The 21,972-nt window shown below is 41.0% G+C and carries 17 protein-coding genes; 9 read left to right on the forward strand and 8 right to left on the reverse strand.

Annotated elements, in window-relative coordinates:
- Positions 1–2 precede the first annotated feature (2 nt).
- The 5 genes from ABJD71_RS00910 to ABJD71_RS00930 all read right to left on the reverse strand — a co-directional run bounded on the left by ABJD71_RS00910 (position 3) and on the right by ABJD71_RS00930 (position 6,615).
- Complete coding sequence (locus ABJD71_RS00910; protein WP_348163146.1) at positions 3–1,187, reverse strand: efflux RND transporter periplasmic adaptor subunit; 1,185 nt, start codon at positions 1,185–1,187, stop codon at positions 3–5.
- Positions 1,188–1,529: 342 nt separating this feature from the next.
- Positions 1,530–3,545, reverse strand: coding sequence for a TonB-dependent receptor (locus tag ABJD71_RS00915; RefSeq protein WP_348163149.1), 2,016 nt, complete (start codon positions 3,543–3,545; stop codon positions 1,530–1,532).
- Positions 3,546–3,638: 93 nt separating this feature from the next.
- On the reverse strand, positions 3,639–4,010 hold the full coding sequence (locus tag ABJD71_RS00920) for a hypothetical protein (protein ID WP_348163152.1): 372 nt from the start codon (positions 4,008–4,010) through the stop codon (positions 3,639–3,641).
- Positions 4,011–4,149: 139 nt separating this feature from the next.
- Positions 4,150–6,237, reverse strand: a complete 2,088-nt coding sequence (locus ABJD71_RS00925) for a multicopper oxidase domain-containing protein (RefSeq protein ID WP_348163155.1) — start codon at positions 6,235–6,237, stop codon at positions 4,150–4,152.
- Positions 6,238–6,285: 48 nt separating this feature from the next.
- Positions 6,286–6,615: a hypothetical protein gene (locus ABJD71_RS00930; protein ID WP_348163158.1), complete on the reverse strand. Its 330-nt coding sequence runs from the start codon at positions 6,613–6,615 to the stop codon at positions 6,286–6,288.
- A gap of 172 nt (positions 6,616–6,787) precedes the next feature.
- On the opposite strand from ABJD71_RS00930, the gene ABJD71_RS00935 reads away from it, so the two are divergent.
- Both ABJD71_RS00935 and ABJD71_RS00940 read left to right on the forward strand, forming a co-directional pair.
- The gene (locus ABJD71_RS00935) at positions 6,788–7,828 is read left to right on the forward strand and encodes a YHYH protein (RefSeq protein WP_348163161.1); all 1,041 of its coding nucleotides are present in this window, start codon (positions 6,788–6,790) and stop codon (positions 7,826–7,828) included.
- A gap of 8 nt (positions 7,829–7,836) precedes the next feature.
- Positions 7,837–8,115: a hypothetical protein gene (locus ABJD71_RS00940; protein WP_348163164.1), complete on the forward strand. Its 279-nt coding sequence runs from the start codon at positions 7,837–7,839 to the stop codon at positions 8,113–8,115.
- A 97-nt stretch (positions 8,116–8,212) separates the two neighbouring features.
- On the opposite strand, the gene ABJD71_RS00945 is transcribed toward ABJD71_RS00940, so the two are convergent.
- Positions 8,213–8,368, reverse strand: a complete 156-nt coding sequence (locus ABJD71_RS00945) for a hypothetical protein (RefSeq protein ID WP_348163511.1) — start codon at positions 8,366–8,368, stop codon at positions 8,213–8,215.
- Positions 8,369–8,542: 174 nt separating this feature from the next.
- Positions 8,543–9,892 (reverse strand): aminotransferase, encoded by a 1,350-nt coding sequence (locus tag ABJD71_RS00950; protein WP_348163167.1) that lies wholly within the window; start codon positions 9,890–9,892, stop codon positions 8,543–8,545.
- Between the two features lie 82 nt (positions 9,893–9,974).
- On the opposite strand from ABJD71_RS00950, the gene ABJD71_RS00955 reads away from it, so the two are divergent.
- The 6 genes from ABJD71_RS00955 to ABJD71_RS00980 all read left to right on the forward strand — a co-directional run bounded on the left by ABJD71_RS00955 (position 9,975) and on the right by ABJD71_RS00980 (position 16,459).
- Complete coding sequence (locus ABJD71_RS00955) at positions 9,975–10,889, forward strand: LysR substrate-binding domain-containing protein (RefSeq protein WP_348163170.1); 915 nt, start codon at positions 9,975–9,977, stop codon at positions 10,887–10,889.
- Positions 10,890–11,224: 335 nt separating this feature from the next.
- A complete protein-coding gene (locus ABJD71_RS00960; protein WP_348163173.1) occupies positions 11,225–12,202 on the forward strand; it encodes a DUF1852 domain-containing protein in 978 nt (325 codons plus the stop codon).
- Between the two features lie 55 nt (positions 12,203–12,257).
- Positions 12,258–13,340, forward strand: a complete 1,083-nt coding sequence (locus ABJD71_RS00965; RefSeq protein WP_348163176.1) for a methionine synthase — start codon at positions 12,258–12,260, stop codon at positions 13,338–13,340.
- A gap of 180 nt (positions 13,341–13,520) precedes the next feature.
- A complete protein-coding gene (locus ABJD71_RS00970) occupies positions 13,521–14,405 on the forward strand; it encodes a LysR family transcriptional regulator (protein WP_348163179.1) in 885 nt (294 codons plus the stop codon).
- 151 nt (positions 14,406–14,556) lie between these two features.
- On the forward strand, positions 14,557–15,174 hold the full coding sequence (locus ABJD71_RS00975) for a LysE family translocator (protein WP_348163182.1): 618 nt from the start codon (positions 14,557–14,559) through the stop codon (positions 15,172–15,174).
- 55 nt (positions 15,175–15,229) lie between these two features.
- On the forward strand, positions 15,230–16,459 hold the full coding sequence (locus ABJD71_RS00980) for a Xaa-Pro peptidase family protein (RefSeq protein WP_348163185.1): 1,230 nt from the start codon (positions 15,230–15,232) through the stop codon (positions 16,457–16,459).
- A gap of 209 nt (positions 16,460–16,668) precedes the next feature.
- Here the strand turns inward: ABJD71_RS00980 and ABJD71_RS00985 are convergent, their stop codons facing one another.
- Positions 16,669–18,741, reverse strand: a complete 2,073-nt coding sequence (locus tag ABJD71_RS00985; RefSeq protein WP_348163188.1) for a hypothetical protein — start codon at positions 18,739–18,741, stop codon at positions 16,669–16,671.
- A gap of 826 nt (positions 18,742–19,567) precedes the next feature.
- On the opposite strand from ABJD71_RS00985, the gene ABJD71_RS00990 reads away from it, so the two are divergent.
- Entirely contained in the window at positions 19,568–21,967 is a 2,400-nt protein-coding gene (locus ABJD71_RS00990) for a TonB-dependent receptor (protein WP_348163191.1), read from the forward strand.
- Positions 21,968–21,972 lie beyond the last annotated feature (5 nt).

Genomic DNA, 21,972 nt, shown 5'->3' on the forward strand with positions numbered 1-21,972 from the left:
ACTTACAAGCCTCCAACTAATGTGGCGTTGTGATTGTCTGTAACTGTAATCATTGCGCCAGAGCTATCCATTTCTACGCGAATTGGATTAACTGTACTACCTGGGCGTACCTTGTTAGAGCCTTCTACTAATAGTTTGTCATTCACTGATAAACCAGAGTCGATGAACCATTTATTACCTATTGCATTAACTGTAGTAATTGCGCGTTTTTCTATCTTGTTGTCTTCAGTGATGACGTATGCATAAGCATCACCGTTAGCGGCATAATAAATACCTTGTTGGGGTACCAATATGGCATTGGCATCTATAGCTTCATTTACCGCTGCGCGCACAAACATACCCGGTAATAACATGCCATCTGGATTAGGAAACTCAGCTCGTAGGGTTACGGTACCGGTTGAAGAGTCAACTGACACTTCTTGCATGGTAAGTTGTCCTTTAAAATCGTACTCGCTGCCATCTTCTAATGTTAACGTCACCTCTGCATTGCCTTGCTCGATACCAATTTCGTTCATTAAACGACGAAGTTTTAATAGCTCTTTACTGCTTTTAGTCATATCAACATAAATAGGATCTAAGGTGCGTATCGTTGTTAAAGCTATCGTTTGGCCTGCAGTGACTAAAGCGCCTTGAGTTACACCAGAAATACCAATATTGCCTGATATTGGCGCTCTTACTTTAGTAAAGTCGAGATTGATCTTTGCCGTGGCTAAGGCGGCCTGATATTTTTCGATATTTGCGACTGCTTCTAGGTAAGTGGCATAAGCATCATCGGCATCCTGTTTTGAAACGCCTTCGATTTTTAGTAAGTTAGCGTAACGTTGATTTTTTAGTTTGGCAGTTTCTACTGATGCTTTGGCACTGTTTAGGTTAGCTTTTGCTTCATTGTAAGCTGCTTGATAGGTCGCAGGGTTAATTTGATAAAGCAAATCACCTTGTTTAACAGAGCTACCTTCTTTGAATAAACGTTGTTCTAAAATACCACCCACTTGTGGGCGAACCTCAGCGATTAATGATGCCGCAACCCGACCTTGCATATTAGTATCAATTTTGTGAGGTGTTGCTTCTACTGTGATATAAGACACTGCTGGCGTTCGCATACGTTTGTTAGGCGCAACCTTTTCTTCACAGGCAACAAGAGCGGTTGTGGCCAGTAATAAAACCACAATAGGTGTTGAGAATTTCATAATGAACTTTTCCTCGTTAAATACATTAAAACTTGGGGCTGTTAACCCTCAACTTTCATGCTACGAGCATAAAATAAAGTGGATTAGCCTACGATTGCATGAACGATAGCAAGGTGATGGTTAAGAAGGGGTTAACGAATTTAAAATACTTTTTCTAGCGGGTAGGCCCTAAGTGCACCAGAACCTATTCTAACAAATGGGAAGGTCGTCTTTGCAAAGTGCAACGACTTATAGTTTGAGGTGAAGAGTGAGAAATGCTTATGCACTTCTCATTCGTGTTGAATACTTAATTTTTGATGTCACTTAATGACTTAAAATTTTGAATATTAGACTATTAAGCTTTTAATCCCCAAATTGAATACGAACCCCCGCATTCACCGTAAAACCATCGTTTCTTGACCAAATATCTGTGGTCCAGCGTCCGCTTGGGGCTTGTTCTGGTAGCACCAACGACTCATCTTTGGTTTGGCGCACATTGAGCAGGTTTTCGGCATTTAAAAAGTAACTTACTTTGCCAATGGTAATTTGTCCTAGTAAGCCTAAGTGCCAATAGGCGTCGCTTCTATTACGCAGTGGATTGCCTTCTAGATGTTGAGTACCTGTGTAATACGCTTCAAACCCCACTAGGTGACTACCATGTTCTTCCCACATGATGACAGCACCCGCCGAATGTTGCGGGGTGAGTGTCAATGGTTCGCGTCCGAGGCCATCTTCACTTTGTTTAGTGGCATCTGTGTACAGATAGCTGCCTGTGAGTTTAATGTCTCGCCAGCGATAACGAAGCAGTAATTCAGCGCCGCGAATTTCGCTCTCTCCCTGAGCATTAACTATATGCACTTGCTTGTTTGAAAAAGTATCAATTGGATCAATTTCTTCAAGCTCAGTGACATTATCAACATCAGAGGAAAATAAAACCATGCTAGTTTCGACACTATCAAATACATAACTGATATCTATTGAGGCTGTGGTGGCTTGTTCTTCAACGACATCATCAAAGGAGGCTAAGCGTGATAACCCAGCATCTTCAATACCCTCAATAAAAGGGGTAGGGGCAAAGAAGCCTTGTCCGTAAGCGCCGCGAATGGTCCAGTTGTCTGGATTATATAACACTGAAATCCGCGGACTAAATTGAGTGCCGTATTCACTGTGCCAATCAGCACGGGCACTTAATGACAGCGAAACATCATCACTGGCTTCGTAGTCTACTTGGGAGAATAACCCTGGCACTTGGTAGTGGTAGTTAAATTCAGAAAACTCTTCTGATTCAAAGCGGTCAACTTGGTAGGCCAAGCCCGCCACCCATGCTACTGCATCTTTGTAACCCGACACACTGGACTCAAGTAAGTAGCTTTGATGAAGGTCGCTTTCTTCAACTTCACCATAACGGTGGTCATGCTCTTGGCGCATGGCTGAGCCACGTATATTAAGATTAAGCTCATCATTAAGGGACTGATCAAATATAAAGCCACTGTCGAGTCGAAGTGAATCTTGGCTTTGAATAAATGGATTGCCATCGGGTACCGTTGCACCAGCTGCGGTGCCGCCATCGCGCTCTTCTTTCATGGCGCCGACTGTTACATATAAATTCGCGCCGTTTTCTCCTTGCCAATACAAACGGGGACGAAGAGTGGCTCGCTGAAACTCGGCCATGTCTAGCCAACCGTCATTGTCTAAATCTTGTTGTGCTTGATTGTGCAAACCTGCGGTTAACGATGCGCTGGTATTTTTATTTATAGGCGATGCAATATACGAAGTAAGGTCTTGGCCATCTTTTGATGTGACGTTTAGTAAGACCTCGCCTTCAAATTCATCAGATGGAGTGCGAGAAATAAGATTAATCACACCGCCAAGAGCTGAACCACCATAAAGTGATGATGCCGACCCTTTAATTATTTCTACATTAGCTAAATCTGTAGGGGGGATTTGCAATAAGCCTATAGAGGCTGTTTGCCCGCCGTATAAAGGCAACCCATCACTTAACAACTGGGTATAGCGGCCATACAAGCTTTGCAAACGAATATTCGCGCTACCCAAGGCGGGTGAAGTGTTTTGAACGCGCACACCACCCGTTTCGGCAACTAACATAGAAATGTTACCCGGGCGCATCATGGCTTTTTCTTGAATTTCTTCACCATTGATAATTTCAGTACGAGTGGCTGACTCAGTCACTATGCGGCCAAGGCGTGATGCTGTGACTTGAATTTTTTCAGTTTTAGTTTCGCTATGCTCATGATGTTCGTCATGGTGTTCTTCTTGGTGGTCGTCATGGGTAGCCTGTTGCTGTGCATCTTGGTTTGCATAAGATATTGCAGGCATCACCAACAGAGCCATGGCGACTTTAGAATATTTAGTAAGCATTTTTTACCTCAAAATAATGCTAAAAACTGCGAGTGTTTCGCAATTAATAAAACGAGTTTTAATATTTTTTATGGGGTGACGATTGGTTTTAATCTAAGAGGTAAAAATAGGTGGCCGATATAAAGAGGTCGCAAAAAACTGTGGGGATTCTTGTACAGTGGCTAATGCGAACTCACTGATAAGCATTAAGGTTGATTGAGCATGGGGGTTGTCTAAATACACTACTGAAGTACAAGCGTTTTCTGGGCAAAAGCATTCGCCTTCACAGCAGTCGATATCACAGCAATCATCTACTTCGTTAGCATCATGATCACTATAGCCTTTAACTGCGCTTTGCTGCTGGATGTTTACTTGCTGATTGGCACTAACATCATCAAACGTTAAAACATAAGAACCCATAGCTTGCCCAACAAAGGCAATCAATAAGGTAGTCATAATCAACAATTTTGATAATGGTTTAGGCATGTTTATCTCTACTAAAAATCACGGCCATTGTAATGAGATTTTGGGTATATGGGAAGTAGACTTACACAGGTGATTTATACGGTGTTTGCAATTGAAGGAGAGGCGCGCGCAGGCCTCTCCTTCAATTAAGTACCTCAATTTAAAATGTAGCAGTTAAGCCTACACCCACTCCTGAGGTTTCATTGGCGTTGAGGCCTAAAGACCAACTCGGTGAAGAGCGATACTCTAATGTGGCCTCCCATTCAGATTCGGTTGAGGTGCTTAGCTCGATGCCAATATGTTTAGTTAGTTGAAATTCTGTTTCTATCTCAGCGTCTATGTGTCCTTCATGGGTGATCCAAAGTGAGGTATCTATGCTAAAAGGTAAAACATATTTTACCCCTAACAATAATTCGTTTTCATCGTCCATGCGCCTTGCCCCAATAAAAGACCTAAGCCAACGGGAGTGTTTGTAGTTGTAGTGGGCTTCTAACTCACTATCTTCAGAGAAATGCTTAACAGCTTCTAATTCAATAATGTGTTTCGAATTGCTATATCGATACATGACTTCTGCGTGAGAAGAAAACAAGTGTAAGTCAGTTCTGCTATACCAATCAAAATCCATAATTTCATTGCTTTGCATTTTAGCTTTAACAAAATCAGGGTTACCTGAATAATCACTGTACCTTACGACTCGAGCCATACCGGTTTTAGCATGATAGAGGTTGTGACAGTGAAACAGCCAGTCTTTGCTTTCATTGGCTGCAAATTCAATGGTGACGCTCTCCATAGGAGGAACATCGACTGTGTGTTTCAATACGTCGTAGTCTCCATTGCCAGATATAACCTTGAAAAAATGCCCATGTAAATGCAGCGGGTGGTGCATCATGCTTTCATTTTGAAAGTGAAAACGTACAACTTTACCTCGGTCAATTTTGATTACATCTGCTTGGGATAGCGGAGTATTGTTAAAGGTCCAATTATAGCTTTCCATGTCGCCTGTTAGCCTTAAGGTGAATTCTTGTCGCTCCCCTTCATACGTCACAGGTTCTCGTACTTGAAGTAAACTGTAATCTAATTTTTCTGCATCAAACTCATCATCCATTGCCATCATTTGATGGTGATCATGATGGTTTTCATGTGACTGATGTTGCGATGGCGCTTGAGGCTCTTGTTCCATGTCATGCATCGAATAAATCGAGTTCATTGAGTGGTCTCCTCCTTGGTGACTATCCCCATGTGCCATTTTGGCAAATACATTAGGACGCAGCGGATCAGGAGAGGGGGTAGCATTCCCGTTACCTAAGGTCACTTTTACCCCGCCGGTGCCATCCATACTATTGGCAGCAAATTCATAGGCCCCAGAGTCAGGTACAGTCACTATGACATCGTAGGTTTCAGCCATACCCATTCTTATTTCATTGACGGTTACTGGCTCTACATCTATCCCATCTGCAGCAACCACTTCAAGAGGGCCTGAGTTTTGCTGAATATCAAAGTAAGTTGAGGCCCCAGAATTGACTATTCTGACTCTTACTCTGTCACCTGCTTTGGCTTTAGGGAGCAGGTTTAACGAAGTTTGTCCGTTAGCAAGAAAGGCGTCGTAGCCCACATCGGATACATCCATTCCTTCCATACGTTGCCAACGATTACTCATCCAAGCATCTAGATCACTGTTTTGCAGGTATCCCTTAATACTTATGACAGAATTCTTTTTATAGGCATACCAATCTCCATCTTTCTTTAAATGTTTTAACACATCGATAGGGTCTTCATCTGTCCAGTCAGAAAGCTGTACCAGTACATCATGGTCAAACTCATCATCATATCCATCTTTAGGGTGAACGATTATCGCACCATATTGACCACGCTGTTCATCGATACGGGTATGACTGTGATACCAATAAGTGCCGGCATGACTTAGCTCAAACTGATATTCAAACGTGGCCCCTGCTTTGATAGGGAAGTAGGTAATATATGGCACCCCATCTTGCTCTTGTGGAAGCAGTAAACCATGCCAATGAATAGAGGCGTTATCATTAGTACGGTTAGTGACTTGTATTATAGCGGTATCGCCCTGAGTGAATTCAAGTACAGGCGCTGGAATGCTGTTGTTGATAGCCATGGCCTGTAATGTTTTGCCAGAAACGTTAACGGTTTTATAACCGACATTGAGTTGGTATCGAACTTCTTTAGCTTGCGCACTTGTTACTAACAGCGCACATAAAAATGTGAGAATTACTTTCATTGTTTTTTCCAAAAATTAAAAAATGCTGATTAACAGCGATAACGATTTTTAACTGAGAAAGTAAATAGGAGGGCGGTAATTAGGACTGGTAGATAAGGATTTATACGGCATGCCAACAAAGTGTGGCGTTTCATTAAACAGTGCGTTTGATTTGATTATGTTGACAGAGCAGGTGATCTGCACACACATGTCGCAATCACATACATGAGATTGCGATTCAGCACTATGATGCTGTTCTTGCACTTGCTCTAAATCATGGCAAGGCATAGCTTGGGTTTTTTCTGTCTTAGCTTCATGCTCCATAGAGCACAGCCCTGCACCTGCGTACGTATTGACGCAAAGAGCAAACACTAAAAACAAAGCATTAAGGTAATTCATGATACCTATCTTACATCAATATCAAAAATATTGGTTGGTAAAGTCATAGTGTTTTTAGATCATTCATTAAAAAGAGAGTGTCCATAATATCTGCACAATTGTTGTGTAAACTGTTGCTATGAGTATAGCTGACAGAGCTTTATCAATTAATCGAATTAAAGGGAATTCATCAATGATTTCACAATATTATAAATCATTATTTGTTGTATCTACGCTAAGCGTCTTAGCATTAGTAGGCTGTGGTGGTGTGTCAAAAACACCAGCGTCGGGCATTAAATCCAAAGAAGTAGTAGCAGGTATCGATCTTTCTTTGTTCATAGAGGGGGCGTTTTCAACGCCTCCTAAAATAGTAGATTGCGAAACCGCCCAAGGCACTGAAACTAGCTGTTATGAATTTACGACAACGGGTGCGCCAGCGGGCCGCGAACCCGGCGCATTTTGTCCAAGAAATATTGATGATGGCGCGGATGCAGGTGGAGCTTGGTTCGATAAAAGTGGTTCAGGTGACTTAGTAGACATCACAGGTGAATTCATCCTGAAACTCGATGAATATTATGGTGATGAAAAGTGGATGTTGTATGACGCAGAAACCAACAAGGTGCGTTATACCGCCACGAAAGAAGCGTGTTTAGGGGCGGCTAAACCTGACGTAGAAGAAGAGTACATGCAAAACTGTATCGAGTGTAAACTTGAATACCTAGACGATGATTTTTCCCTTACTTATCTTATTCCCATTAAGCCAATTCCAGCTAAAACAACAGGCCGTGTGCGTACTGTCGGTCTTGCGTTAGATGGTACCGAGTTGTCTGGTCCTGCTCCAGTTAATGCAATTTTGGGGGCATACACTATTGCCGCCTTTGATGACTGTGGTGGTCATATTAATGTACATCAAGGTTACCATTATCACTCTACAACCGGCTGTACAGATAAAACGGTAAAGGGTGAAGACGATCATGCTCCGTTAATAGGCTATGCCATTGATGGGTATGGCATATATGCGATGAAAGATGCCCAAGGCAAAGAAGCTGAAGGCTTAGATGAATGTCGCGGTCAAACTGATGATGTTAGAGGTTATCATTATCATGCTGCCAGCCCCAGTGAGAACGTGTTTATAGGCTGCTTACATGGCGAAAGTGTGCGCCCTGCTGGTGGCCCTCCTCGTGGTGGCAGGCCTCCTCCACATGGTGCCCTATCAGAAATGAGCAGGCATTAAGTTTGACTATGTTGAACCTTAAAGCACTAGGCATACTGTCTGTAATACTATGCCTATTACTCTATATTGGCGATGCTAATGCCCACGCTGGCCCCTTAAATAAATTGGCAGTTGATGCTTGTTTTGAAAAGACTAAATCTAAAGCGTGTCGGTATGAAGGAGGGCACAATGATGTATATATTGGGACTTGCCAATATATGGGGGAGAATTTAATGTGCGTTAGAAATCAGCCCATTCAACCACTCGATACATCTACCAAAAGTACAAAACCAGACCATAGTCATTAGGATACTCAGCAGTAGCTTTTGACCTTACGTAAAATAAAAAGCCCCCATGTTTAACAACGTGGGGGCTTTTTGTCTTATTGAGTGAGTAGCCTTACATCTAGAAGTTGTAAGTTGCTGATACTCTAAAGATACGAGGTGTAACCGGTTGTACCCATACGCTTGCGTAAGAGTTGGTGTAGTACTCTTCGTCAAACAAGTTGTTAACTTCTGCTCGTACAGTCAAAGAATCAGTGACCTGATAGTTTGTTTCCACGGTATACTCTATTGTTACATTATGTGGTTGCAATGGGGTAATGAAGAACGGTAATCAACTCAAACCATAAGGTCTGTGAAATCATTATATGGACATGCTTTCTGAAGACTGTTTAGACAAACAGTTGCAAACAAAAGCCGCTTTATATCTTATTGTATGCAATCAACTAAATAGTTAGGGTTTTAAGAGGTTGTGCTGCTTAGTAAAGGCAAGGGTGTCTTCTAATGCTAAGCTTAGTTTATCGATTATTTCGTCTATTTGTTCGTGGGTAATGATTAATGGCGGGCATAGCGCTAAAGAGTTACCAGCTACCGCCCGCACAATTAAACCATGTTTTTCACATGCCTTTTGGGCAAACGTGCCTACTTTTGTGTCTTTAAAATGGCTTTCTTTTTGTTTATTGGCGACAAGCTCAATGGCTGCCAATAAACCTTCACCGCGCACTTCACCTACTAGAGGGTGGGTTTCTAGGGTACTTAGTTTGTGATGTAGGTAGCGACCCGCTACTGCTGCTTTTTCGAATAGGTTATCTCGTTCAAATATCTCTAAGGTTTTTAACGCGGCCGCACAAGCTACAGGGTGCCCAGAGTAGGTATAACCGTGGCCAAATACTCCATTGGCTTGAGTTTGCTCAATCATTGCATCGTACATAAAACCAGGAATAACCGAAGCACTAATAGGGTAATACGCAGACGAAAGTTGTTTAGCAAAGGTCATGAGATCGGGCTTGATACCCATGGTGGTACACCCAAAATCGTTACCTGTGCGGCCAAAACCTGTGATGACTTCATCTGCCCAAATCAGAATGTTGTGTTTGCGTAGTAAGGTTTGTAGTTTTTCGTAATATCCCTCGGGAGGTACAATCACGCCACTCGCGCCAGTAATAGGCTCAACTATCATGGCGGCTATGGTATCTGCGCCTTCTTCTAAAATGAGTTTTTCTAAATTGCCAATAATACGGTCAACAAACTGGGTTTCAGATTCGCCCACTTGGTGTCCTGAATAATAATGGGGAGCATCGGTACGGAGAATATGCAGCGCATCTAATGGTGCATCAAAGTGGGTTAAGTTTACTGGTAAACTGGTTAGCGAGCCTGCAGCTACGGTTACACCATGATAGGCCCGTTGGCGGGTGATGATTTTACGCTTTTCTGGCTTACCTATGGCATTAAAATAGTAACGCAACATTTTGTAATGGGTATCGTTGGCATCACTACCTGAGTTGCCAAAGAAGATATGGGCATCAGCCACAGGTACCATTTTTGCTAACTTATTGGCGAGCTTTTCTGCAGGAGCGTGGCTTTTACCACCAAACAAATGGCTAAAAGAGAGCGTGTGTAATTGGTCTGATATTGCGTCTATTAACTCTTGGTTACCGTAACCTAATGCCGTACACCAAAGTCCCGACATGCCCTCTAGATATTTTTTATCATTAGAGTCATAGATATATACACCTTCAGCGCGCTCAAAACAGAGTTTATGTTCATCGGCAAAGTTAGAGGTGGGATAAATCATAGCAGACATGTCGTTTTCCTATTTTGGACGTATTTGTTTATAGATATTATTTGTTTGTTTTAGTTACCACAATCTATATATTGTCACCCTTATGGTAATTAAAACTAACCAAGAGGTTGATGTGATTACGAGGCGAGATTTACCCCTCAATGCCCTGCGAGCATTTGAAGTGTGCGGCAGGCACTTACATATGCGTGCTGCAGCGCAAGAATTAGGTGTGACCCATGCTGCTGTGAGCCGCCAAATTCGGTTATTGGAAGATAAGTTTGGTGTGTTGTTATTTGATAGAAAACACAACAGACTTGCTCTAACTTCAGCGGGGCAGAGCTTGTTACAAGCTACAACTGAAGGCTTAGATATTATTATTCAAGGTGCGTTAAACATAGACCCTGAAGAATTGAAAGGGTCGCTAGTGTGGGCGAGCACAGAGTCACAGGTATCTACTTGGTTGTTAGATGCAGTGGGTGAGTTTCAATTACAATACCCCGACGTCAACACGCGCTTAAAGATGATTGAGCCGGGCGCAATAGATTTAGACAGCAGCATCGATGTGGCGATTTGTTACGGTAAACCCAACGATACGCTGAAGTATACTGAGCTTTTATATCAAGAACAGTTGTTTCCTATCTGTAGGCCGCAATTACTAGAAAACAACAAGCACATAAAAGCCCCCCAAGATTTATTAGATTTTACCTTGATTGTGGACCAGTCTAACCTTTGGGCAAGTTGGTTTCGCAGCTTGAACATTGATATCCCCAAAACCACCAAAAAGTTTCAACTCGTTAATGCCCACCAAGCCATTAACGCAGCCTTATCGGGTTTTGGTATTTCTCTCGCTGATAAATTAGAAGTTGCGCAATACATTCGACAGGGTCGTCTTATCAGCTTATGGGATCACACCATAGCGCCTACCAATCAACTTTTTATTGTATCTCCTAGCCCAGCAGAGCAATCTTTAAGGGTTAGAGTGTTTGTTGACTGGATCAAAAAGGCAATGAGTAGTTAAGGTATGTTTGAGCCAGCTCAAGGAAAAAAGTGAATAAATAAGCAAGCACTGTAAGCCCTTAAAGTGTGCCTTTTAGCTACAGGTAGCGCTTTTGCAATCCTCAACGCAACACCAACTGAATTGAAAATTGAGCTGAAGCTTGTGAATTTAATAATATATGAATTTTTTTCATGCAATCATGAAGTAATATCAATTTTATTCATGTAATTAAGTGCGTATAAATCATTCTTAATTACTAGCGGCTACTAATTGGAAGTAAATAAACACCAATTAACAACCCGCAATAGCAAGTAGTACATACAAGTTTACTACAGGATATTGGATACCTATTTATCATGAATACAGATTTTACGTTTACCATAAAGCGCATTTGCCTCGATGAAAACTATCATCCAGCTGACAGCACTCGAGCTACCACTAACTTTGCGAATTTAGCTAGAGGCGAAAGTCGTCAGCAGAATTTACGTAATGCCTTAAAGATGATTGATAATAGTTTTAATGCCTTGGCGTACTGGGATAACCCTAAAGCAGATCGCTATTCTGTAGAGCTTGAAATTATTTCTGTGGGTATGGACATTGAAAATAGTGGTGAGAGCTTTCCATCAATTGAAGTATTGAAATCTAATATTGTTGACCACCAAACAAATGAGCGTATTGAAGGCATAGTAGGCAATAACTTTTCTTCTTATGTGCGAGATTATGACTTTAGTATTTTGTTGGGCGACCATAATAAAGGGCAGGCTCAGTTTAGTGTGCCAGATGACTTTGGTGAGCTTCACGGAAAAATCTTTAAGCATTTTGTAAACTCAAATGCGTATAAGCAGCACTTTAAAACGTTGCCTGTTATATGTTTGAGTGTGTCAGATAACAAAACCTATCACCGTACAGATAACCGACACCCAGTATTGGGGTTTGAATATCAACCTAATGGCTCGTCATTAACTGAGCAATATTTCAAAAAAATGGGCTTAAAGGTTCGTTATTTTATGCCGCCTAACAGTGTTGCCCCTTTGGCGTTCTATTTCTTCGGAGACTTGCTAAATGATTACAGCAATCTTGAGTTGATTAGCACCATCAGTACTATGGAAACATTTCAAAAGATTTATCGCCCTGAAATTTATAATGCCAATGCAGTGGCTGGGAACTGTTATCAACCAAATTTACAGAACCAAGATCATTCACTAACGCACATAGTGTATGACAGAGAAGAACGCAGTAAATTGGCGATTAAGCAGGGTAAGTATGCTGAAGAGCATTTCATCAAACCCTATCAGGCAGTGCTTGAACAGTGGTCTGCTAATTACGCCGTGTAATTAGTCAAAACTTACCAGCACGCTTCAAAGAATAAAAGGTACAGCAGCGAGTATTATGAAAACATCTACGTTAGAAAACCACAGTGTGAAACCGCATATTTCGAATAACATACTTCCTACCGCAACGGCAGGTAGTTTACCTAAGCCTTCTTGGCTGGCAGAGCCAGAAGCCCTTTGGTCTCCTTGGAAACTAGAAGGTCAGGAGTTAATCGACGGCAAACATGATGCACTACGTGTGTCGTTATACGAACAGCAACAGGCAGGAATTGACATCGTGAGTGACGGTGAGCAAACCCGCCAGCACTTTGTGACCACCTTTATCGAACACCTTACCGGTGTCGATTTTGAAAATCGCAAAACCGTAAAAATTCGTGATCGATACGATGCAAGTGTGCCAACTGTTGTTGGGCCGGTTTCTCGCCCTAAATCCGTGTTTGTAGAAGACGCTAAAATTTTAAGGCAGCAAACTGATAAGCCGATAAAATGGGCCTTGCCTGGTCCTATGACGATGATAGATACCTTGTTTGATGACCACTATAAAAGTCGTGAAAAACTGGCATGGGAATTTGCCAAAATTCTTAATCAAGAAGCAAAAGAGTTAGAAGCTGCTGGGGTGGACATTATTCAATTTGACGAGCCTGCATTTAATGTGTTTTTTGATGAAGTAAATGACTGGGGGATTGCGTGTTTAGAAAGAGCCATTGAAGGACTTAAGTGCGAAACCGCAGTACATATTTGTTATGGCTATGGCATTAAGGCCAATACTGATTGGAAAAAGACACTGGGCTCACAGTGGCGTCAGTACGAAGAAACCTTCCCTAAGCTGCAAAAATCGAATATCGATATTATTTCATTAGAATGTCATAACTCCCATGTGCCAATTGAACTGCTAGCCCTTATTCGCGGCAAAAAAGTCATGGTAGGGGCCATTGATGTGGCGACCAATACCATTGAAACCCCAGAAGAAGTCGCCAATACCTTAAGAGAAGCACTTAAATATGTTGATGCGGATAAGCTTTATCCATGTACAAATTGCGGCATGGCCCCTTTATCTCGTGATGTTGCTAGAGGCAAACTGAATGCTTTAAGTGCCGGCGCTGAAATTATTCGCAGTGAGTTATCAGGCAATCCGATTTAGGCAGTCAATATTCTGAAACCTGCTCATATAAAATTGATTGGGAGCACGTTAGCAAAGCCTAGGGCGGAATGTTTGCGGCCGAGCCTAAAGATAAGTCACTTATTTGATGAGCAAAAATGATATAACCTTATAAACCAATGAGTTTTGTTCATCAATAAAACGTGAAGTAGGAGTTAACAGGTGCTAGAGAGGATCCATTTAGAAATACTCACTGCAATAAAAGAGCATGGCACCTTAACCAAAGCCGCTGATTCGTTGCATTTATCTCAGTCAGCACTGAGTCACAGTATCAAAAAGCTAGAAGGCCAACTAGCCACTCAGATTTGGCAGAAAGACGGTCGAAACTTGCGCCTTACAGCCGCTGGAGAGCGTATTCAGACCTTGGCTAATAGAGTATTGCCGCAGTTTTCCCATACCGAATTAGTGCTTAGTCAAATTGCCAAAGGTGAAATGGGCTCGCTACGGATTGGCATGGAATGTCACCCCTGCTATCAATGGTTACTTAGGGTTATTCAACCCTATTTAGAGCAGTGGCCAGATATTGATATGGACGTAAAGCAAGAGTTTCAGTTTGGTGCCTTAGGCGCCTTACTTAGTTACGAAATAGATGTGCTGATTACTCCCGACCCGCTTTTTAAGCCACAAATTGATTATATTCCCGTTTTTGACTACGAACACAGGCTGGTGGTGGCTGAGTCCCATAAATTGGCAGATCAAGATTTTGTGTTACCCGAGCAACTTAGTAATGAGGTGTTGTTTAGTTATCCAGTAGAATCGATGCGGCTAGATATTTTTAGCCAGTTTCTTAACCCTGCAAAATGCACAGTGAAGAAACATAAGAACATCGAAACTACAGAGATCATGTTACAGATGGTGGCAGCAGGACGAGGGATATGCGCTTTACCAGGTTGGCTTGTGGATGAACATTCAAAATCACTTCCCATTAAAAGTCTCCGTTTTGGTAAAAAGGGAATTAGTAAACAAATCTTTGTGGGTATTCGTAACAACGAACAGAATATTGATTACTTAAGGGATTTTATAGACCAAGCTAAAAAGACCAAATAATGAGGTAGTCAAACTTACTGTTAGCAGAATAATGCACTTAGATGGCTAGGTGTAATGGCTTACATTCACTACCTCATCTTAGTACTTTATTTTCTTTCAAAAAGTATTTACTGCACTGTAAACTATGTTTAATTAACTCTAAGAACTATTCATGCCTACTTTCGCCACCCTAGCCGTATTTATCCCCACTATGTTTTTTATCTCAATAACACCAGGTATGTGTATGACCTTGGCTATGACATTGGGCTTAAAAATTGGCCTACGAAGAGCACTATGGATGATGCTTGGAGAGGTATTTGGCGTGGCTGTGGTTTCTGTCTCTGCAGTGATGGGTGCCGCCACGCTTATGTTAAATTATCCATCGTTATTTACTTGGTTCAAATGGATAGGGGGCTTATATCTTATTTATTTAGGGCTAAAAATGTATTGGGCAGGCAGGCACCTAAGCCTGAACTCTAAGGCTGATGTAACTCTTAGTCGTTATGCACTGATGTCGCAGGGGTTTATTACTGCCATAGCTAACCCCAAGGGCTGGGCTTTTATGTTATCGATTTTGCCACCTTTTATTGATACAAACCGACCAATTACGTTTCAACTTTTGGTGCTGGTGGTAATTATTATGCTAAGCGAATTTGCTTGTATGTTGATTTATGCCTCGGGTGGCAGGGGATTAAAAACCTTACTGAACAAAGGTAACAACATACGCTGGATGAATGCTATTTCTGGCACCTTATTAATTGGCGTTGGGGTTTGGTTAGCCTTAAGCTAGTCACTTCTTGCCCATAAAATATTTGATTCATAGCTGTTAAGAATTTGGAGAAAACATGACTACTATTGGTGTGGGTACCCAGTCGCCAGAACAAGCTTTAGCTAGCTTAAGTGATATGACCAATAACCTGGAGCCTATTCAGCCCCAAGAACATTTAGCGCGAATGGCAAAGGCCCAAGTCTATATGCAAGCTCATAACATAGATGCAATTTACCTTAATGCGGGTACTAATCTCACTTACTTTACCGGGATGAAATGGCATGCCAGTGAACGTATGGTGGGGGCAATATTACCAGCTAAAGGTGAGGTGCAATATATTGCACCTTATTTTGAAATTGGCAGCTTGAACGGGTTTAAAGTGATAGACGGACCCATACATGGCTGGCAAGAACATGAAAACCCTTATAGTTTATTTGTTGAGGTTTTAAAGCAATTAAACATAGCAGATACCGCTACTATAGGCATTGATGAAAGCGCCCAATTTTTTATATTCGACGGCATCAATAAAGTTCAAACAGGGCTAAATATAATTAATGCACAAGAGGTAACAGCCCACTGCAGAATGCATAAGTCTGATAACGAAATAGCCCTTATGCAAGCAGCCATGAATATGACCTTGGCTGTACATCAAGCCACCGCAAGCATGTTACATGCGGGTATAACCACCACAGAAGTCGAAGCCTTTATCAAGCAAGCTCACCAAAAAGTGGGCGCATCGGGTAACTATTTTTGTATTGTTTTGTTTGGGGTGGCAACATCATTCCCACATGGGGTAAAAGACCCGCAAACCTTAAAGGCCGGCGATGTGGTATTAATTGATACTGGCTGCAAAGTACATGACTACATATCAGATATTACCCGTACCTATGTATTTGGCGAGCCAACAGCTAGACAAAGACAGTTTTGGGGTATCGAAAAAGCCGCGCAACAGGCTGCTTTTAACGCAGCCCAAATTGGCGCGCCATGTGAAACTGTAGACAACGCCGCTCGTCAATACCTAGCCACACAAGGCTTAGGCCCTGAATATCAAACACCCGGTTGCCCCCACCGTACTGGCCACGGTATTGGGTTAGACATTCACGAATGGCCCTATTTAGTGGGCGGTAACAAAACCCCGCTCGCTAAAGGCATGTGTTTTAGTAACGAGCCAATGCTGGTAATACCCGATGAATTTGGTATTCGGTTAGAAGACCATTTTTATATGACTGATAAAGGCCCCCGCTGGTTTACCGAGCCCAGTGAAAGCATTGATAATCCGTTTGGTTTGCAAGTTTATGTATGTTGAAGAAAGGCAGTGTAAGGGGAGTTTTTTGAATATTGTTACTAAGATTTTTTCCCTTTCAACGCAACGTTTTATCAATCACTAACAATTAAACATCACCTATAAAAAGCCTGATGTTTTACGTCCAATTGATCCGTTGATTTACCATTATCGAATGAGTTATTAGGGTAGTAAGCGATCATCTCTAATATTTAAGAGATATCTCGAAGGCCTTAGTTATGCTCTCTATACATTGCCAGTGGGTACTCAACGGCTTGGCGAATGTTCGGGTGAAATGAAGCAATCTCCTCGAAAAACCAAAAGTGTTCAACCTTCAACCGATGAAGTCGTTTGAAATGCTCTTCTTGTAACTTGATTTTCGAGATAAGGGCAATTATCAATGTTTTATAGTCTTTTTTGTCGGCACTATAAGCGGCGAGTTTTAAATCCAGTATCAACATCAAGGCATCACGACCATGGGGATAGCCTTGTAAATCTTTTGAACGCTGAAAGGCGGGATCGGCTAATGCTTCTATTGCTTTATCAAAGGCATTGCGTTCTATTTTACTATAGATGATCCCGGGATAGGTATTCTCTCGGAGGTAAAAAATGTGTTCTGTTTCAGTATAGTCATCTGGGGTGCCGGCAAGACATGCTTCAACGTTAAACCAGTTAAAACTCATGTACTGAACGGTATCAAAAATACTATCCATAAAGCCCTTACCAAATTTTACGCAATAGACTTCGGTGAGATGATGTCGCTCAAATAGAGGCAATTCGTCAATTTGTGCGCGAGTTGCAGAGGGAATATCTTCAAGCGAAATAGTGGATGCTGCTATAGCATCAACTCTTTGGGTATCTGCTACCTTGTGATCCATCTTAGCGTAATAGGCGTCAACCAAGGTTAGCGATTTTTGCTTCAACAATTGAACATTTTCGACAAAACTATTTTCGACACTCACATAAGCAAAGACGTTATCAATTTTTGTTAGGGCGGGCACCAAAGACTGTAGCGTTTGCTTTAGCTCTTTGCAGGTCTTCGCCCTTTCATTGTGTTCGTCTTTCAGAATCTTGCTTTGAAACGCATCACGTTTTAGTTGATCTTGTATATGTAAGGACAATGCTGAGTCAGGATGTATTCGTAGCTTTTTGATATGGCGAGGGGGAATCAACAAGGCTTCTAATTGATCTACGATAGGTCGCTCAAATATGGCTACATAGCCGGCTAACATAGGTTTTTTGTTAAAGGGCGTAGAAACAATATCAACGTGAAAATCGTGTTCGACTAATAATGCCATCATAGCTTTTTGGGCGTCAGTAAACTCACCCTCCTCAGTATTCAAGGTATCAGCAACAATCGTATTGAGAGGATTAAAGAAAAACTCAGTGTACTGAAGGTTAGGTTGAGAGAGGATTAGGCGCATTGCATCAAGTGACTCTATCTCAATTGATGCTTGCAATGCCGTTTGTAGGTTGTTGTGTTTGGTATAAACCGGGGAGTTATTAAAGTCAAAGCTCGACAGTAATTTCTCTAAAACCTCATTACTTGCACCCGAGCGAACTGCTTGAGTGAAAAGTAAGGGGCTAACAGGATATCGTGCGACAATACCATCAACAAAATCTAATGGCGCAGTAGCGACGATATGACCAACAATAATGTCAGGACTCCAGAGAGACTCTTCTCCTCTGCTGCGAAACACATAGCCAATATTAGTGTCCTTTTGACTATAGGAATTTGCAGCCTTTATGGTTTGTGTAATATCGTGATGCATCGCGGCGTCAAATACTCCGCGCAGAAGGTAGGAAGCATCCGTAAATTGATCAACTTCTTCTTGAGAGGGACGAAATGTTGCCCTCTGGAAGTGTTGCTTTTCGTTTTTTAATGTAAATCGATATAAATTTAACAGAGCGTTATGGATTTTAAAATACCCTTCACCCTGGAGTAAGAACACTGCATCTCTAAGAATATTGTTATCCTTTATGCTCATGAGTTCAGTGTTAATAGCGTTTTTTACGGCTTCGAGTTGAGTCCAGACCTCTGCATTTTCTACTTCACAGATACTGTAGGCTTCACTTGCTGAATAGATTTGTGTTGTGTTGTTCAACGCTACCTCAGTATGAGCCGGTGTTAATTGATCATTTGTAGAGGCGTATTTCTTAGTAGTGGCATTTTGGTCAGATGTGTCGATATTTGTTGAGTCCCTGTTGAGTGCGGATTTTTCCTCAAGTGCAAAGAAGCGCATACCAAAAATAATCACTGTTAAGGTCAGCAGAGTAGTACCTAAAAAACGTCTTTTGTATTGCATATAGTCCTTTATAATCGTCAAGTGAGCACTTCAATGAGTTGGACTTTTTTAACGTAATTTTATTAAATCGGCTTAAAGTCTTTAGTTTTTAATTTATGAATAAAGAATGCCTACTTCATGCACAGAGCCGCGGCTATAAATTAAATCTCATAATACAGGCGTCAAATGAGAGCAATACTGTGGTATGCAAATAGCTTGTATTACGCTTGCTCGGTAATTTTTCTTTCGAAGTATTTAACTACTTTCTAGACCTCAATTATCTATATTCATATAGTGTGCATGAGCTGTATAGAAATCAAGTGTAACCAGAAGCCAGAGATTACGTTTTATTTCATAAGTATTATACGTAAAAAAGACCGAATATTGCTATTCGGGCTTTTCAATTTGTCATAACTTTAGAACAAAGTTTTGAGTCAAGTGTGATGTTTTACACAGAATAAAACGTTTAGTTCAAGTGCAGCTAAACCTAGACGTGTTGGTTTATCGTTAGAAATTGATTTTTAAACAAATGTTACTGACTGGTATAATGCGACAGAAGCATAATTAGATAAAGTTAAAGGTTAACTACATAGAATGGTTAACCTTTTTTTCTACAAGAAGAAGGTATCAAGCATTTTTTTGTAGGTTTTCATTTAACGAAAGAGCTGCGTTTTTACAAGCTGAACTCTCGGTTCACTCACACTCGTTTTTCACTGCTAACTGACTTGATAGTCCGCCCGATAATTCATTGCTTTTAGTTATCTCCATTTACACTACTGCATTGTTAATGTAAACTATTGTTATTTGCATTTAGGTTTTGGTCGGATCAGAGGTAAAGTGGAAGAGCATGTCGAAGTTTAAATTGAATAGTGTGATGTTAGTCATCGCCAGTAGTTTTATGACAAACGCCGTTGCAGAAGATAACGTTTCTTCAAATCAAGAGATAGAGCAAATTTATATTGTAGGGAGTAAACAAGAGCTTACCCTTCAAGAAGTAGATGCTTCGGTAGAGTTATTCACTGAAGAGCGTTTAGACGCTGAGCGTATTGTTGATATAAGTGATGTACTTATTAGAATCCCAAACGTTGCAAGCAATGGTGCAGGTAGCAGTGTGACTATTCGTGGTATTGGGCGTACTGGTTCTACCGGTTCTGGTCAAGGTGTGACTTCTAATATTTATATAGACGGTTCGCCATTATCTGGCACTGCATTAAATCGTGGTGTGACGTCATTATGGGATACTCAGCAAGTTGAAGTATTACGTGGCTCTCAATCCAGCATACAAGGGCGTAATGCATTGGCTGGTGCAATCGTTGTAACAACTGCAGAACCAACTTATGAAGAATCAGGCAAATTTAGATTATCATATGGTGAACATAATACTTCTCAAATAGCAGGGGCTTACGGTAATTCAATTATTGATGAACAATTAGCGTTTAGAGTAGCTGCTGATTTTCAAAACACAGATGGTTTTATTGATTCGATTTATTTTGATGACAACACTGATAAAGAAGAGCGTTTATTGCTTCGTGCTAAGTTCTTATTCGAGCCTAAAGCTATTGATGATTTAACGATGAAGTTGACAGTTGATCACAATGATATTCAAGTTGGTAATGGCAGCTTAAGTGTAAGGAGTAGTTTTGGTGTCGTTTCTGACGAATACATTGCCTATGATCCATTTGATTTTATTGATTCAGGTACAAACCCTCGTAATGATACTCAAACAACACGTGTTATTTTAGATACTCACTATGCATTGTCTGAACATTGGTCTATTAAAAACATCATCACTCATGAAAAAACGAATGTTGATCGTCTATTTGGTGACCAAGAGCAATTGGCAGAAATTGGACTGTATGCAAACAATACTTTTGATGAAACAGTTGATTCTTTGGAATTACGACTCACCTTTGATTACGATAATATTTCAGGTGTAATCGGCGGATACTACTTTGATGCGGATGGTCATAATACAACTTACAATGAAGCTATACTTAATCCACAAGTAGCTGACGCAACACTTGGTTTTGGTTTTGTAACGCCAGCAGATACCGCTGCTATTGTATTAACAAATGGTGCAATGACTGATACCAAAAATACGGCAATTTTTGCTCAAGTCCGAATAGATTTAAGCGACGCATTTACGCTTGATTTAGGTTTACGTTATGATGATGAACAATTTGATTACGCTGGTTCAGATAACGTTGAGCGCACTGTTACTCCAGATAATTGTGTTGCTACGGTTCCTGGTTTTTTAATTGGTTCTACAGAGCCTTTAGCCAATTTACCTTGTATAACATTAGTTAATGCTACATTAGGCGAACCTTCAATAGAGCAACCTCAAACGGCAAAATATAACGCTTGGTTACCTAAAGCAACGCTGACTTATAAATTAGACAAAGACCATTCATTTTTTGCGTCAGCACAACGTGGCTACCGTGCTGGTGGTTCTTACTTTACCTTGGTTGATAATACTAATGGCTTGGGTACCTCTTTGGCTATTGATACTTACGAACCTGAATATTTAAATACTATTGAAGTTGGAAGTCGTTCTATTTTTGCTGACGGTGATATTGTGTTTAATACCAATATTTTTCATAGCAAATATAAAGATCAACAAGTGTCTTTACCCGGAGAAGATTTAGCTAATGCATTAGATGATCTGATTGTGAATGCGGCTGAGTCGACTATATCAGGTGTTGAATTATCATTCGAATATTTCGTCACGCAAGAGTTTGATCTATATGCCAGTCTAGGTTTATTAAACGCTGAGTACGATGATTTTCCTTTTGCTGCGCAAGGTGACTTTAGTAATCTTGAAGGCAATGAGTTACCTGACTCTGCTCATGTAAGTGCCTCAATTGGCGCAAATTGGAGAGGTGATAACGGTTTATTTGCTAACGTTTCAGCTTATTACACGGGTTCAAGGTTTTCAGACACCGAAAACCTTAGCACTAGTGATATTTATCAAGCAGCCATTGATAGAGGCGTTTCAGAAAGTGTCGCTAACCGCTTAACTGAAGAAGTTGATTCTTACGTGAACGTTAACTTACGCTTTGGTTATGAAATGAATGATGTAACGTTTTATGGTTTTGTTACTAACCTCCTTGATGAAGAAGTTGTAACCACTCTAGATATTGCTGGTGTTGACCAAGCATCTGGTAATGTTTCTTTAGAAACAGGTGGCACATTTACAAGAATATTAGCGCCACGTACATTTGGTGTTGGTGTTGATTACTCTTTTTAACGAAA

The sequence above is a fragment of the Paraglaciecola sp. genome, from assembly GCF_039943935.1.
Classification (GTDB): Bacteria; Pseudomonadota; Gammaproteobacteria; order Enterobacterales; family Alteromonadaceae; genus Paraglaciecola.